12 protein-coding genes are annotated in these 15,598 nt (G+C 60.4%); 4 read left to right on the top strand and 8 right to left on the bottom strand.

What is annotated here, in order from left to right; all coding sequences use genetic code 11:
* Nucleotides 1-34: 34 nt before the first annotated feature.
* The 4 genes from H6B15_RS06600 to H6B15_RS06585 form a co-directional block, all read right to left on the bottom strand.
* Nucleotides 35-1,417, bottom strand: a complete 1,383-nt coding sequence (locus H6B15_RS06600) for an MATE family efflux transporter (protein ID WP_345941947.1) — start codon at nucleotides 1,415-1,417, stop codon at nucleotides 35-37.
* A gap of 146 nt (nucleotides 1,418-1,563) precedes the next feature.
* Nucleotides 1,564-2,223, bottom strand: a complete 660-nt coding sequence (gene fsa, locus H6B15_RS06595) for a fructose-6-phosphate aldolase (RefSeq protein WP_204647204.1) — start codon at nucleotides 2,221-2,223, stop codon at nucleotides 1,564-1,566.
* 48 nt (nucleotides 2,224-2,271) lie between these two features.
* On the bottom strand, nucleotides 2,272-3,741 hold the full coding sequence (gene araA / locus H6B15_RS06590) for an L-arabinose isomerase (protein ID WP_204647203.1): 1,470 nt from the start codon (nucleotides 3,739-3,741) through the stop codon (nucleotides 2,272-2,274).
* Between the two features lie 13 nt (nucleotides 3,742-3,754).
* Nucleotides 3,755-5,338 (bottom strand): xylulokinase, encoded by a 1,584-nt coding sequence (locus tag H6B15_RS06585; protein ID WP_204647202.1) that lies wholly within the window; start codon nucleotides 5,336-5,338, stop codon nucleotides 3,755-3,757.
* A 92-nt stretch (nucleotides 5,339-5,430) separates the two neighbouring features.
* Here H6B15_RS06585 and H6B15_RS06580 point away from each other — a divergent pair, with 92 nt between their 5' ends.
* Nucleotides 5,431-6,276, top strand: a complete 846-nt coding sequence (locus H6B15_RS06580) for a PocR ligand-binding domain-containing protein (RefSeq protein WP_204647201.1) — start codon at nucleotides 5,431-5,433, stop codon at nucleotides 6,274-6,276.
* Nucleotides 6,277-6,481: 205 nt separating this feature from the next.
* On the opposite strand, the gene H6B15_RS06575 is transcribed toward H6B15_RS06580, so the two are convergent.
* The 4 genes from H6B15_RS06575 to H6B15_RS06560 form a co-directional block, all read right to left on the bottom strand.
* A complete protein-coding gene (locus H6B15_RS06575) occupies nucleotides 6,482-8,434 on the bottom strand; it encodes a glycogen synthase (RefSeq protein ID WP_204647200.1) in 1,953 nt (650 codons plus the stop codon).
* 260 nt (nucleotides 8,435-8,694) lie between these two features.
* A complete protein-coding gene (locus H6B15_RS06570) occupies nucleotides 8,695-9,645 on the bottom strand; it encodes a carbohydrate kinase family protein (RefSeq protein WP_204647199.1) in 951 nt (316 codons plus the stop codon).
* 41 nt (nucleotides 9,646-9,686) lie between these two features.
* A complete protein-coding gene (locus tag H6B15_RS06565; RefSeq protein ID WP_204647198.1) occupies nucleotides 9,687-10,481 on the bottom strand; it encodes a hypothetical protein in 795 nt (264 codons plus the stop codon).
* A gap of 5 nt (nucleotides 10,482-10,486) precedes the next feature.
* Nucleotides 10,487-11,488 carry a LacI family DNA-binding transcriptional regulator gene (locus tag H6B15_RS06560; RefSeq protein ID WP_243424315.1) on the bottom strand — a complete coding sequence of 334 codons (1,002 nt, stop codon included), beginning with the start codon at nucleotides 11,486-11,488 and terminating at the stop codon, nucleotides 10,487-10,489.
* Nucleotides 11,489-11,903: 415 nt separating this feature from the next.
* Between H6B15_RS06560 and H6B15_RS06555 the strand changes: the two genes are divergently transcribed.
* Genes H6B15_RS06555 through H6B15_RS06545 form a run of 3 tightly spaced genes read left to right on the top strand, consistent with a single transcriptional unit; the run spans nucleotide 11,904 to nucleotide 15,535 of the window.
* Entirely contained in the window at nucleotides 11,904-12,878 is a 975-nt protein-coding gene (locus tag H6B15_RS06555; RefSeq protein WP_204647197.1) for an ABC transporter permease, read from the top strand.
* 14 nt (nucleotides 12,879-12,892) lie between these two features.
* Nucleotides 12,893-13,807, top strand: coding sequence for a carbohydrate ABC transporter permease (locus tag H6B15_RS06550; protein WP_204647196.1), 915 nt, complete (start codon nucleotides 12,893-12,895; stop codon nucleotides 13,805-13,807).
* 39 nt (nucleotides 13,808-13,846) lie between these two features.
* The gene (locus H6B15_RS06545; RefSeq protein WP_204647195.1) at nucleotides 13,847-15,535 is read left to right on the top strand and encodes an extracellular solute-binding protein; all 1,689 of its coding nucleotides are present in this window, start codon (nucleotides 13,847-13,849) and stop codon (nucleotides 15,533-15,535) included.
* Nucleotides 15,536-15,598: the final 63 nt, after the last annotated feature.

Raw genomic sequence — 15,598 nt, 5'->3', positions numbered from 1 at the left:
GGCGGCTGCGTCTTTTTTGTTTCAGGAAAATGGATCAGGTGTGCACTTCCTCGCGCATGATCCGCCGCAGCATCAGAATGCCCATGCAGGACAAAAACACTTCGGTGATCAGCGGGGCAAAAGGCAGGCCGTACAGCGGATACAGCCAGTTCAGCACAAACAGCAGGGGTATTTCCAGCACCAGCTTGCGGCAGATGGCGAACACCAGGGCGTTGCGGCCCATGCCCAGGGCCTGGAATACGCCCACCGCCAGAAAGTCGGTGCACAGGAACACAAACCCCAGGCACATAACCCGCAGAAAACGGGTGCCGTATCCCACAATTTCCTCGCTGTCCATGAAGGCACGGATCATGGCAGGGGCGCCCAGGAAATACACCACGCTGAGCACCAGCATGGAAAACACAATGATGCGCAGAGCGAACAGGATGGCCTGCTTCATCCGCTGGCGGTTGCCGCTGGCGTAGTTGTAGCTGACCAGGGGCATGATCCCCTGGGAAAAGCCCAGGGAAACCTGCATGGGGATCGTGTACAACTTCTGGCTGATGCCCATGGCGGCGATGGCGGCGGCGCCGTAGGGGGCGGTGAAGTTGTTCAGAATGGTAGTGCCCAGCACGTTGAGCAGGTTCTGGATGGAGGCGGGAATGCCCACGCCCAGAATGTTGCGCACCTGTTTCACCGTCAGTTTGCGCAGCTGGCGGGGGTTCATGGTGATGAAGGTGTTGCCCTTTTTGATGCGGGCCAGCACGATGAAGTACAGGCAGGCCACGCAGTTGGACAGGAAGGTGGCCAGGCCGGCCCCGGCGGCGCCCATGTTCAGCCCCCAGGGCAGGATGAAGATGGGGTCCAGCAGAATGTTGAGAAAACAGCCGCTCATGGTGCCGATGCTGGCGTGCAGGGTGCTGCCCTCGCTGCGCACCATGTAGCTTTGTACCACGTTCAGGATGGCGGGCAGGGCGCCAAACCATACCGTCCAGCGCATGTACCCCATGGTGGCGTTCAGGGTCTGGGCGTCAGTGCCCAGCAGGGCCAGAAGCGGGGTGTGCAGCAGGGTGCACAGCGCTGAAAACAACAGCCCGCTGACAAAGGCGCCGTAAAAGCCGAAGGCGGAACAGGTGCGCACCTGTTCGTATTCCCTGGCGCCCAGATTCCGGCTCATAGCACTGGACACACCTACACCGAACAGGTTGTTGACGGCGTTGAAGGCCAGGGTCACCGGATACACCAGGGTGACCGCGGCGTTCTGCACGGGGTCGTTGAGCATACCGACGAAAAAGGTGTCTGCCAGGTTGTACAGGATGGTGACCAGGGAACTGATCACGATGGGGAGAGACAGCTGCATAACGGCACTGGGAACCGGCATGCTTTCAAATAAGTATTCTTTGTCCGGTGTCTTGTTCATGGAAGATGCATCGCTCACTTTCCTGGAGGTGTAAAAGGCTTATCTTTTTATTATAATACGGGAATCCCGTTCTGTCACCCTACAACAAAGCAGCCGGCGAAAAAGATTTTCCGCCGGCTGCCGCCATTTTTCTGTCCGTGAAAATACAAAGCGAGGGACAAAGCTTACTCGCCGAAGACCTTGATGTAGTCTGCCTTGAACTTCTCAATGCCCGCGTCGGTCAGGGGGTGGTGGATCATCTGTTCCAGCACCTTGTAGGGCACCGTGGCAATGTCCGCCCCGGCCAGGGCGCAGTCGGTCACGTGCATGGGGTTGCGCACGCTGGCGGCGATGATCTGGGTCTGGATGTCGGGATAGTTCAAAAACATATCGTGGATGTTTTCCACCAGCTCAATGCCGTGCTGGGAAATGTCATCCAGCCGCCCCAGGAAGGGGCTGACGTAGGTGGCACCGGCCCGGGCCGCCAGCAGCGCCTGGTTGGCGCTGAAGATCAGGGTGCAGTTGGTGGGAATGCCCTTGGCAGACAGCATCTTGATGGCCTTGAGGCCCTCGGCGGTCATGGGAATCTTGACCACCATATGCTTGGGGTCCAGGGCGTAGATAGCCTCGCCTTCCTTGACCATGGTTTCGGCGTCGGTGGTGGTGGCCTTGACCTCGCCGGAAATGGGGCCGTCCACGATGGTGGCGATCTCGGCCAGAGTTTCGGCATAATCACGGCCTTCCTTGGCAATCAGGCTGGGGTTGGTGGTCACGCCCGCAATGATGCCCATGTCGTTGGCTTTGCGGATTTCGTCCACGTTGGCGGTATCAATATAGAATTTCATGGTGGTTCGCTCCTTTTGCGTTGAAGGTCCTTTTCCGGACCGGTTCCTTTATTTCAGCTTCCAGGCCAGGTCTGCCAGGAACAGATCGTGTTCCAGGCTTTCGGGGGTGGTGTCCTTGCCGATGTGGACAAACTCAATGTCCATCATGTTGGCCCAGTCGTGCATCTGCTCGGCAGTGACGTCGTAGCTCAGCACCGTGTGGTGGGCACCGCCCGCGGTGATCCAGCATTCCACCCCGGTTGTCAGGCTGGGCAGGGCCTTCCACATCACCCGGGCCACCGGCAGGTTGGGCATGGGCAGGATGGGTTTCACGCACTCGATGTCCTGGCAGATCAGCCGCAGACGGCCGCCCATATCGATCAGGCTCACCACAATGGCCTTGCCGGGCTTGCCCTCAAACACCAGCCGGGCAGGGTCCTTCTCGTTCATGCCGATGCCCAGGGGGTGGGTCTCGATGCGGGGCCGCTGGGCCGCGCAGCAGGGGCAGACTTCCAGCATGTGGGCGCCCAGGCTGTACTCCGCCCCGGGTACCAGGTTGTAGGTGTAGTCCTCCATGAACAGCGAGCAGCCGTTGCCGCCCTCGCCCATGGCTTTCAGGATGGCGGTCATGGCGGCCACCTTCCAGTCGCCCTCGCCGCCGTAGCCGTAGCCCTGGGCCATCAGGTGCTGGCTGGCCAGACCCGGCAGCTGTTCCATGCCGTACAGGTCCTGGAAGGTGTTGGAGAATGCCTTGCACTCTTCCGCGTCCAGCATCTTCTTGATGGCAATTTCCTCCCGGGCCTGGTAGCGCACGGCGTCGATATCGTCGGTGGCAAAGTCGTAGTTGGCGCGGTAGACCTCCATCAGGGCGTCGATCTCGGCGTCGGTGACTTCATGCATCACCTTCACCAGGTCGCCCACTGCCCAGGTGTTCACCTGCCAGCCCAGCTTGGCCTGCACTTCTACCTTGTCGCCCTCGGTGACAGCCACTTCCCGCATGTTGTCACCGAAGCGCATGACCTTGAGATCCCGGGAGACCGCCACGCCCACGGCGGTGCGCATCCAGCGGCCCAGACGCTTCTGGACCTCCTCATCCTGCCAGTACCCGGCAATGATCTTGCGGGGCATGCGCAGCCGGGCGGCGATGAACCCGTGTTCCCGGTCCCCGTGGGCGGCCTGGTTCAGGTTCATGAAATCCATGTCGATCTCTTCGTTGGGAATCTCCCGGTTGTACTGGGTGGCAAAATGGCAGTAGGGCTTCTGCAGGTTCACAAAGCCGTTGATCCACATCTTGCTGGGGCTGAAGGTGTGGCACCAGGTCACGATGCCCGCGCAGTGGGGGTCGTAGTTGGCTTCCCGCACCACGTCGGCAATCTCCTTGTTGGTCTTGGCCGTGACCTTGTACACCAGTTTGCAGGGCAGATTGCCGGAGGCGTTCAGCACCTCGGCCATCTCGGCGGCGCGGTGTGCCACCGTCTCCAGCACTTCGGGGCCATACAGAAACTGACTGCCCACCACAAACCAAAATTCGTACTGCATGAAATTTCCTCCTTTACAGATGTTCCACGGCGGCCCGCTCTGCGTGCAGGGCAGCCTTGTATCGTTCCAGAAAAGCGGCAAACCCGGCTACATCGGCATCGTCCGGCGCCAGGGTGGAACCGGGGGCATCGGCAAAAATCCTTTGCTGCAGATAGTCGGCCAGATGCAGCGGGCAGCCTTCCAGCACCGCCAGGCGGTACCCGGCCAGCAGGGCCATGCCGTAGGGGCCGCCCTCTCCGGCGGTCTGCATCACGGTGACCGGTGCCCGGGCCGCCGCGGCCAGATACCGCTGGGCCACCCCGGGGGTCTTGAACAGGCCGCCGTGACCCAGCAGACGGTCCACCGCCACCTTCTCGCCCTGCAGGATGTCCAGCCCGATCTTGAGGGTGGCCATGGCGGAGTAGATGTGGGCCCGCATGAGGTTGGGCAGGGTGAAGGCGCTCTGGGCGCTGCGCAGTAGCATCGGATGGCCCGCGTCAAAGTGGGTCACGCCTTCGCCGGAATAGTAGTTCACCGGCACCAGTCCGCCGCAGTCCGGCGCCCCTTCCAGCGAGGCGGCGAACAGCCGGGGAAACAGCTCGGAGGTCGGAATTTCTGCCCCGCACAGTGCTGCTACCTGCCCGAACAGATTCACCCAGGCGTTCAGGTCGCTGGTGCAGTTGTTGCAGTGGACCATGGCCACCGGGGCGCCGTCGGGGGTGGTGACCAGGTCGATTTCGGGGTAGACCTTTTGCAGGGGCTTTTCCAGCACCACCATGGCAAAGATGGAGGTGCCGGCGCTCACGTTGCCGGTGCGCATGGCCACCGTGTTGGTGGCGGCCATGCCGGTGCCGGCGTCGCCCTCCGGCGGGCAGAGGGACACCCCCGGGGACAAAGTGCCGGTGGGGTCCAGCAGATGGGCTCCTTCTTCGGTCAGAACGCCCGCGTCCTCGCCGGCGCAGAGTACCCGGGGCAGAATATCCCGCAGCCGGTAAGGCAGGCGGGCGCTCTCCGGCAGTTGGTCAAAGGAATCCATCATGGCGGCGTCATAGTCGCAGGTATTGCTGTCGATGGGAAAGATGCCGGAAGCATCCCCGATGCCCAGCACTTTTTTGCCGGTAAGCTTCCAGTGTACATACCCGGCCAGGGTGGTCAGAAAGGCAATATCTTTCACATGGTCTTCCCCGTTAAGGATGGCCTGGTAGAGATGGGCCACGCTCCAGCGCTGAGGAATGTTGAAGTGGAAACGCTCGGTCAGGACTTCGGCCGCGGGGCCGGTGGTGGTGTTGCGCCAGGTGCGGAAGGCTGCCAGCTGGTTGCCGTTTTTGTCAAAGGGCAGATAGCCGTGCATCATGGCCGAAACACCCATGGCACCCACCGTGGTCAGGGGTTCGCCGTAGATTTTGGCGTAGTCCCCGGCCAGGTTTCGGTAGGCATCCTGTATACCCGCCCACACTTCGTCCATGTGGTAGGTCCAGTAGCCGTCCTCGTACCGGTTTTCCCAGTCGTGGGCGCCGCTGGCCAGCACGGTGCCGTCCGGGGCAATCAGCACCGCCTTGATGCGGGTGGAACCCAGTTCCAGGCCCAGCGCAGTGGATTTTTGTTCGGTTCTGTTCATGGTATCACCGCCTGTGGAATTTGTGGAAGTTTGCGATTGACAGCGCCGGAGCACCATCTTACAATACAGAAAAAGGGAAGGGGGAAAAGGCATTGCGTGCCGTCTTTGACAAGGAAGAACTGCTGGTGCTGCTGCGGGACTTTTATGAGCTGACCGGCCTGCGCACCGTGGTGTTTGACGAATGGGGCATGGACATCCTTTCCTACCCGGCAGAACTGCCCGCCTACTGCCGGCTGATCCGCACCAGCCCGGAAGGGGAGACCGGCTGCCGCCTGTGTGACCGCAAGGCCTGCCGCCGTGCGGGGCAGGAGGGCAAAACCCTGATTTATCCCTGCCATGCGGGGCTCATCGAGGCCATTACCCCCATCCAGGTAGACGGGGTGGTGGTGGGGTATCTGCTGCTGAGCCATATTGTGCAGGGGGCGGACGAGGAGGCCGAATGGCAGCGGGCCAAGGAGCTCTGTGCGGGATACGGAATCCCGGAAAAGACCTTGTATGAAGCCTACCGGCAGCTGCCCCGCACCCCGTATACCCTGCTGCGGGCGGCCTGCGACCTGCTTTCGCTGTCCGCCCGGGCGTTGTGGCGGGAACAGATGGCCCGCCTGGTGCCCGGCAGCCCTCAGGAAACCCTCAACCGATTCCTGTCGGACCACCTGGCCGAGGATCTTTCCAGCCGCCGCATCTGCACGGCCCTGGGCATGGGACGAACCGCCCTGTACAAGCTTTCCAAGGAGGCCTACGGCTGCGGGATCAATACATATGTGCGGCGGCTTCGGATCCAGCGGGCCATGCAGCTTTTGACCACCACCAAGCTGACCAACAGCGAAATCTGCCAGCGGATCGGCATTGCGGATTACAACTACTTTTTCCGGGTGTTCCGCGCCCAGACCGGCCTGACGCCCCAGGCGTACCGCCGGCAGTTCACGGTGCCGGAATGAGTGTCCAATCTGCTTTTATCATACCGCCGCCGGACCCGGCGCGGATAGTGACGGATGTTCGGATTACTGGATTTTTGTTCGCAATTGAGGACGAATGCTTCCAAGGCAGGATTCGGACTGTTGGCCAGATACAAAAAGAGCGTTAAAGCCCGGCAAGGCTTTAACGCTCTTTTGCGTCCAAGTCAAAGAGTAGGGGAACAGCCCATTACCACGGCGTCAGTTCCAGGTACAGGTCCTTGTACTGGCGGGCGGAATTCTCCCAGGAAACATCCTTGGCCATATCCCGCTGGACCACTTCGTCCCAGTGATACCGGTTGACAAAGTATTCGGTCTTGGCGCGGTTGATGGCGTCCAGCAGCAGGCCGGCGTCATAGCGGTCGAAGGTGAAGCCGTTGCCGTCACCGTTGAAGACGTTGTAGGGCTCCACAGTGTCCTTCAGGCCGCCGGTCTCCCGCACGATGGGCAGGGTGCCGTAGTGCATGGCGTTGAGCTGGGTCAGGCCGCAGGGCTCAAAGCGGGAAGGCACCAGCAGGGCGTCGGCGCCCGCATAGATGCGGTGGGCGCGGGCTTCGTCATACTGGATGCAGGCACAGAACATGCCGCGGTAGGCGTTTTCGTAATAGCGGAAGGTGTCTTCGTACTCCTTGTCGCCGGTGCCCAGCACCACCACCTGGGTGTTGCCGTCCATCAGCTCGGGCACAATGGCATTGACCAGGTCCAGACCCTTCTGGTTGGTCAGGCGGGAGATCAGGCCGATGACGAACTTGCCCTGATCCTGCACCAGGCCCAGTTCCTCCTGCAGGGCCAGCTTGTTTTGCCACTTGTGGTCCAGCACGTTGGTGATGTCGTAGTTCACGGCCAGGGCCGGGTCGGTGGCGGGGTTCCACATCTCATAGTCGATGCCGTTGACAATGCCCCGCAGCTTGTAGCTGTGGTAGCGCAGGTGATCTTCCAGCTTTTCGCCGTACTCGGGGGTCTGGATCTCCCAGGCGTAGGTGCCGCTGACGGTGGTGATGCGGTCGGCGTAAGCCAGACCGGCCTTCAGCATATTGGCATCCTCGTAGCCCTGCTTCATGGCGCCCATGTTGAACACTTCGTCCGGCAGGCCGGTCCAGTATTTCAGGGTGGGGATGTTGTAGATGCCCTGGAAGCGCAGGTTGTGGATGGTCAGCACCGTCTGGGCGTGGCCCACAGGGGTATCCTGGAACATGGTGCGCAGATACACCGGCACCAGCGCCGCCTGCCAGTCATGGCAGTGGATCACATCGGGAATCCAGTTCATCCAGTTCAGGGCCGCCAGCGCTGCCTTGCTGAAGAAGCAGTATTTGGGGATGTCATCCACCAGGCCGATATAGGGGTTGCCGGCGGAGAAGAATTCCTGGTTGTCGATGAAGTCGTACACCACGCCGTCATGGACGTATTCCATGATGCCCACGTAGTAGTTGCGGCCGGTCTCGCCCAGGTCCATGTAAAATTCGCCGCGGTAGACCATCTGGTCCTGGTACTTCTGCGGGATGCAGGCGTACCGGGGCAGAATCACCCGCACATCGCAATTCTGCTTGACCAGTTCCCGGGGCAGGGCATACATCACGTCGCCCAGACCGCCGGTCTTCACAAAGGGATGACATTCCGAACCGATAAACGCCACGCTTCTGCGGGGCGTGTCATACTGCTGTTCCATAGGTGCTTCCTCCTTCGGCTGCACCGGTTCCGCCACAACGGGCGCCGGTTCTTCCACAACAGGCTTCGGCTCTTCGGTGGCAGGGGCCGGAGTCGCTTTCTTGGCGGCAGGCTTTTTCTTGGCAGCGGGCTTTGCTTTCTTGGGGGCGGGTACCGCCTTTTCGGCAGCGGGTTCTGCCTTCTTGGGGGCAGGCTTTGCTTTCTTGGGGATGGGTACCGCCTTTTCGGCAGCGGGTTCTGCCTTCTTGGGGGCGGGAGCTGCCTTTTCGGCAACAGGCTCTGCCTTCTTGGGGGCGGGCGCCGCCTTTTCGGTCACAGGCTCTGCCTTCTTGGGGGCAGGCGCCGCCTTTTCGGCAGCGGGTTCCGCCTTCTTGGGGGCGGGTTCGGTTTTCTCCTCAGCCACAGGCTTGGCCGCAACAGCCGGGGCGGCTTTCGCCTTGCTCACCGGCTTTTTCGGATGCGCTTTCTTCTGTGCCATAACATCGTGTCCTTTCGATTCTTCCTTCAACGATATCCCGCGCCAGCCGTGCCATGCACGGCTTTTTCGGGGCATTCTTACACGGGGAATGCGGGCATCCCATACGGAAAAAACGGAAGCTTTTCCGCAAATTTTGGATGCTATGACAAATATTAGCATATTCTCGTTGGAATTTCAATGGCAGGAAGGGCTTGTCCGAGGTCGAAAACCGTCATACTGAGGGGAATTCCTCAAAAAATGAGGCAAATGTTGCCCGGAACTTACACAATGGCTTCTACGGCCGCTTCCTCCGGCACACTGTTGATGCCGCCGTGGGTCTGGGTGGACAGGGATGCCGCGCAGCAGGCAAACCGGGTAACGGCCCGCATCTCCTCCACGGTCAGCTCTTCCGGTGCCTTGGCAAGGCGCAGGAACCGGCTCATGGCGCTGCCGCCGAAAATATCCCCGGCGCCGGTGGTGTCCACCACGTGGATCCCGGCGGGGCTGGCCACCTCGCCGCAGCCGTTGCGGTTGGCAAAATGGCAGCCCTTGGGGCCCAGGGTGGCGTAGACCAGGCGCACACCGTACTCATTCAGCAGTTTCTGGGCCCCTTCCTCGGGGGACAGCCCCCACAGAAACTCGATCTCCTCGTCGCTGATCTTCACAATATCGGACTGATGCAGCCCCCACTCCATCTGTTCCTTGGCGGCTTCGTCGTTGGGCCACAGGGGCTTGCGCAGGTTGGGGTCAAAGCTGATGAGCTTGCCATGTTCCTTGGCGTAGGCCACGGCTTTGCGGGTGGCGGTGCGGGCCGGTTCGCTGGTCAGGCTCAGGGTGCCGAAGTGGAAGACCGAGCATCCGTCCAGCAGATCATAAGGAACCTCCTCGGCGGTCAGGCAGGTGTCGGCGCCGGGCTTGCGGGCAAAGCTGAATTCCCGGTTGCCGGTGGCGTCCAGGGTGACAAAGGCCAGGGTGGTGAACACAGTGGGGTCGGTGATGATCCCTTGGGTGGAAATGCCCTTTTCGGTCATGGTGCCCAGGAGCAGCTTGCCGAAACTGTCCGCCCCCACCTTGCCGATCAGGGCCGTGGAGCAGCCGTACTTCTGCAGAGCCGCCAGAAAGTTGCCCGGTGCGCCGCCGGGCTGGGCCTTGATGGTGGGATAGCCGGATTCGTCGGTGGATACGGGGGCAAAATCGATGAGCAGTTCGCCCAGAGCAACAACATCATACATAGTCAAAATCTCCTTTTTCTGTGATGGGAACGCGTGGGCGGTCAGTCCCGCCGCACGGGTTGGTCGGGAAACTGTTCGGCAATCTGTTCTTCCAAATGGAAGGCCTTCTCCAGATCGTCGTACAGCAGAAACAGGGTTTCGAACACAATGAACCAGATGGCCGCCACCGGCAGCAAAAGCAGCGTCCAGGGGGCAAACAGCACCATCAGCAGCCAAAACGCCAGCTGCAGGGCGGCGGTGCCCAGCACCCGCCAGAAGTAGGTGAGGGCCAGCAGCAGAAGGTTGCGCAGCCGGACCAGGTTGCTCTGCTCAAACAGGACAAACTGGGGCCAGTACAGGGTGGAGATGGCAAAGAACAGCAGCCAGCTGAACAGGTAGATGCAGATGGTGCCCACCGAAGGCCATACCGCCGACCAGGCAAACAGCATCATGCCCGCAAAGGCGCCGGTGGCCAGGAACAGCCCGGTAAGGGCGCCGGGCAGCAGGGCGCCGCGCCAGTTCTGGCGCAGCGCTTTGCGGTAATTCTCTCCCCAGCTGCCGGGGGCGTCCCGCAAAGCGCGCAGGACGGTGTCGTACAGGCCGGCCAGAAAGGGCCCGGCCACGGCGCCGCCCAGAATCCCCGCCGGCAGCAGCACCAGCACGCTGCTGCTGAGGATGGCATAGGTCACCCCTGCCGCAAAGGGCAGAAAACCCGCCAGGGTGCACAGGCCGGAAAGCAGAAACCTTTTCCAGTTGCGGCCCAGCACGTCCTGGTAGCGGTCGATGCCCACCAGACGCCCCCGGGCATCCCGCCGGGGTTCCTCGTTGCCGAAAGGACGAAACAGATTGAACGCCATCCTTGTCATGCCTCCGTTTTGCTGTCCCGGGTGGTGCCGCCGGGCTGGTAGCGCACCGGCAGACAGATCAGAGGGGGCAGGCCCTTGAAATCGTTGGAAAGCACCATGCTCACCGCGGTTTCTGCCAGATCAGGCACCGGCTGCACGATGGTGGAGCAGATGTAATCCTGGTTGCCGAACATGCGGGTGCCGTCAAAGCCGATGACCTGCACGTCCTCCGGCACACGGCAGCCCATCCGGCGCAGGATGTTGACCACCTGCCAGGCCTGCAGATCGTTGCCGCAGAAGACGCCGTCCAGGGGCGGGTCGGCGTGCAGGATGCTCTTTTTCAAAAAGACCTCAAAGGCGGACAGGGGAGAGCCGTCGGGCAGGTTGCACACTTCAAAAGGAATGCCCAGCTCCATGCAGCCGCTGACAAATCCGTCCTTGCGCTTGCTGGGCTCGTTGACCAGGGCGGAGCCGATGCGCAGGCAGGCCAGCCGCTTGCAGCCCAGCTCCGCCAGTTTCTGGGCGGCCAGCCGCCCGCCGCCGAAATTGTCGGAAGCGATGCAGGGCACGTCCACGCTGAAAAAGCGGTCGATGGTCACAAAGGGGATGCCGGCCGGAATCTGCAGGTCGGGGGTGTAGGTCAGGGCGATGATGCCGTCGGCCTGGTGCCGGTGTACCATGCGGATGAATTCCTGTTCCCGGACCGAATCCCGCCCGGTGAAGCAGAGCATCATCTTATACCCCCGCTTTTCCAGCGAAAGATTCACATATTGGGTCAGCAGGGCGAAAAAGGGGGTGGTGGTGTCCGGCACAATGAAGGCAATGAACCCGCTGCGGTTGCTTTTCAGCGCCTTGGCACTGGGGTTGATCTGGTAATCCAGCTTCTTGACGGCGGCCTCGACCTTCAGGCGGTATTCTTCCCCCACCGGCCGGCCGTTCAGTACTTTGGAAACGGTGCCCAGGGCGACCCCGGCTTCTCTGGCAACGTCGCTCATGGTGGTGGCTTGTTTGCTGCGCATGAAAACCCTCCTTTTGGAAAAAAATGGCGGACGGCATGCGGACAACGGTTCCTGTTATAAAAAGAATAGGGGACTGTAAAGGCAAACCGCTGGGCATCCGCCGGTCTTGTTGTGTTTATTGTAGCATGAAGAATATGAAAAGTAAATATATTTCATGAAAATTATCATATTTTTCATGAAAGGAATGCGGTGGGGCGACCCCGGCCCGCTCTGGTGAAATGTACAAAAAACATCGACACTCCTTTGTTGAACACGCCAAAATGTTGAATGGCCCTCTGATTTTTTCCGGATTTCTATTGACGTTGTCCCGAAAACGTGTTATTTTGATTTCACGAAAAGCGTGAAACGATTCACGAAAACGGCGGAAGCCTTCTCCGCCGTCCCGCCCGCAAACACAAGAAAAGGAGGAAATCCCATGAGCAACCCATCTGCGGCCGCCAAAGCCCAAAAGCGGTTCTCTTTCGGCAAAAAGAGGGACCCGGCCCCGCCGGTCCACCGCAAACCGCTCAAGATGCGCCTGGCGGAAAACTGGCAGCTGTATCTGCTGCTTCTGATCCCGGTCATCATCACCATTGTGTACAAGTACGGTCCCATGTACGGTATCCAGATTGCCTTCCGCGACTTCAAAGCCAGCCGGGGCATCTGGGGCAGTGAATGGGTAGGGTTTGAATGGTTCGAGCGGTTCTTTACCTCTCCCAACTGCGGCCGTATGATCATCAACACGGTGCTGCTCAGCCTGTACAGCCTGCTGTGGAGCTTCCCGGTGCCCATCATTCTGGCCCTGGCCCTCAACCAGCTGCGGTTCCACAAACTCAAGCGGGTTGTGCAGACCGTCCTGTACGCCCCGCACTTCATCTCCACCATGATCATCTGCGGCATGCTGCGCATCTTCCTCAGCCCCTCCGGCGGTCTGATCAACCTGCTGCTGGGCACCAGCATCGACTTCATCAACCAGAGCTCCATGTTCCGCACCATCTACATCGCTTCCGGCATCTGGCAGGAAGCCGGCTGGGGCACCATCATCTACCTGGCCACCCTTTCCAGCGTGGACACCTCCCTGTACGAGGCGGCCAAGGTGGACGGCGCTTCGGTGTTCCAGCGCATCCTGCACATCGACCTGCCGGCCCTGATCCCCATGGCGGTGCTGCAGCTGATCCTCAGCGCTTCCAACCTGATGAACGTGGGCTTTGAAAAGGTTTACCTGCTGCAGACCGACCTGAACAAGTCCGTCAGCGATATCATCGCCGTCTATGTGTACGAACAAGGTATTCTGGGCGCCGAGTACAGTTACTCCACGGCCATCGGTCTGTTCAACACGGCGGTGAACATTGTCCTGCTTATCATCGTCAGCCGCATTGCCAAAAAGGCCGGCGACGTCCAGTTCGTGTAAAGGAGGAAACAGCCATGTCAGCCAAAACCAAGGCGGAGGGCAAACGCCCCGGCGGTCTTTCGGACAAGGCCAGCGACGTGATCCTGGTGGTGCTCAGCGTCGTCATCATGCTTCTGGTGGCCTACCCGCTGTATTACATTCTGGTGGCCTCCTTCTCCGACCCGTATGACGTGTATGCCGGCAAAACATTTTTGCTGCCCAGCCAGTTCACCCTGGACGGATACGCCGCCGTCTTCTCCGACGACAGCATCCTGGTGGGCTACTGGAACAGCATCAAATACACCGTGGTGGGCACCATCTTCTCGGTGGTCATGATCTACATCACCGCCTACCCGCTGTCCAACCCGGATCTGCCGGGCCGCAAGTTCTTCAACATCTTCTTTGTCATCACCATGTACTTCGGCGGCGGCCTGATCCCCACCTACCTCGTTGTCCGGGACACCGGCCTGATCAACACCATCTTCGCCATGTTCCTGCCCGGCGGCGTGGCGGTGTCCAACATGATCATCGCCCGCAACTACTTTGAAACCAGCATCCCCAAAGAACTGAAAGAGGCGGCCGAAATCGACGGTGCCTCCAAGCTGCGCATCTTCTGGGACATCATCATCCCCCTGTCCCGTCCCATCATGGCCGTTATGGTGGTGTTCAGCATGGTGGCCTACTGGAACGACTGGTTCACCGCCCTGATCTACATGACCGGTGAAGGCCGTGCGCCTCTGCCTCTGGTGCTGCGCAATATCCTGATTGCCAGCGAAACGTCCGCTTCCCAGGCCAGCATGATCTCCGGCGGTTATGCCGAACTGAACAAGCTGACCGAATCCATCAAGTTCGGCTCCATCATTGTGGCGGCGGCTCCCATGCTCATCATCTACCCCTTCGTGCAGAAATACTTCGAGCAGGGCTTTATGGCCGGTGCCGTCAAGGGTTGACCCGTTATGTCGTCTTACTTATATAAAAGGAGGAAAACCATGAAAACATTTGCCAAACGGATCGGCGCGTTGGTTGCGCTGGCCGGTGTCACCGCCAGCCTGGCCGGCTGCGGCGGCGGAAGCACCAACAAGACCGAGCCCGGCGTGGTCAACACCAACGTGGACCAGACCGAGTTCAACATCATCAGCGGTATCTCGGCTTTGTCCGGCGGCTATGATGACAACGAAGTTCTCAATGCCATGGCAGAGAACGCCGGCATCTCCATCACCTGGGAGACCATGAGCGACTCTCTCTCGGAGCAGGTCAACATCCGCATTGCGGGCAACGACCTGCCGGACGCCTTCAACGCGGTGGGATTCTCCAACTACGAGATGACCAACTACGGCGAGGACGGAACCTTCATTGATCTGACCCCCTACATCACCGAAGAGTACATGCCCAACCTGACCAAGATTCTGGAGGAGCACCCGGACATCCGGGCGGCCATCACCATGGACGACGGCTGCATCTACGGCCTGCCGGCAGGGGAGCAGATGGGCACCGCCGGTGTGGGCAAAGAGGAAGACTACAACATCTACACCATTCCCCAGTATTCCATGATCAACAAGACCTGGCTGGATGAGCTGGGCCTGGAAGTGCCCACCACCCTGGACGAACTCCATGACGTGCTGGTGGCCTTCAAGGAAAACGACATGGCCACCACCTACGGCAACGACCCCGGCCAGACCATCCCCATGTCCTTCGGCATCGACCAGTGGTGCTGGGGCCAGAACATCTACTACGCCGGCTTCGGCTTCACCAACTGGACCAACGATGTCTGCATGGACATGGTGCTCCAGCCGGACGGCACCGTCAACTTCGTCAGCGATGACGACAACTACCGCGCCGCCCTGGAATACTTCCACGACTGGTTTGCCGAAGGCCTGATCGACCAGGAAGTGTTCAGCCAGGACGACACCCAGTACATGGCCAAGTGCTCCCAGGGCCGCGTGGGCGTGGCAACCTGGTGGTACATTGAGGAGCTCATGGGCGACCACTCCGACGACTACGTCTTCCTGCCCATCCTGGACGGCCCCGACGGCACCCACAACGTCACCGTGCGCGACGGCGGCGGCATCAACTCCGGCAACCTGTGCATCACCTCCGCCTGTGAAAGCCCCATCAACCTGCTGAAATTCTACGACCAGTGGTATGAACCCGAAAACGTCATGCAGCTGCAGTACGGCCCCATCGGCGTTTACTTCACCGGGCAGGACGAAAACGGTCTGTGGCAGAGCATCACCGACGAGGAAGCCCAGGCCCAGTACGGCAAGAGCGCCGGCGAACTGAAGAGCGAATGCGAAGTGGCCGGTCCCAAACTGATCCTTTCCGATTACTACGCCACTACCTTTGAGATGGAACCCCGCGCCCAGGAACGTCTGAATGACCTGTACGACTACTGGATGCCCTTTGTCTCCGACACCACCTGCTACCCCATCGACTGCGTGTTCACCCAGGATGAGCTGGACACCATCGACCGCTACCGTGTGGACTTTGAAGGCTTTGTCTCCGAGCAGGAAGCTGCCTGGCTGCGGGACGGCGGCATCACCGATGAAACCTGGGCCGCCTACAAGGAAAACCTGAACAGCTACGGCATGGACAAACTGCTGGAAGTGTACCAGGCCGCCTACGACCGCTACGTGCAGAACGCAGGTTCCCAGACCGCCACTGCGGAAACCGCCGAATAATTCCCACCAACACCTTGCCGCACAGCCGGCGCACCGAAGGCCGGAACCCCCGGACGGTGCGCC

The sequence above is a fragment of the Gemmiger formicilis genome, assembly GCF_016900095.1.
GTDB classification, from domain to species: Bacteria; Bacillota; Clostridia; order Oscillospirales; family Ruminococcaceae; genus Gemmiger; species Gemmiger formicilis_A.
This window is presented reverse-complemented; position numbering and strand designations above follow the sequence as displayed.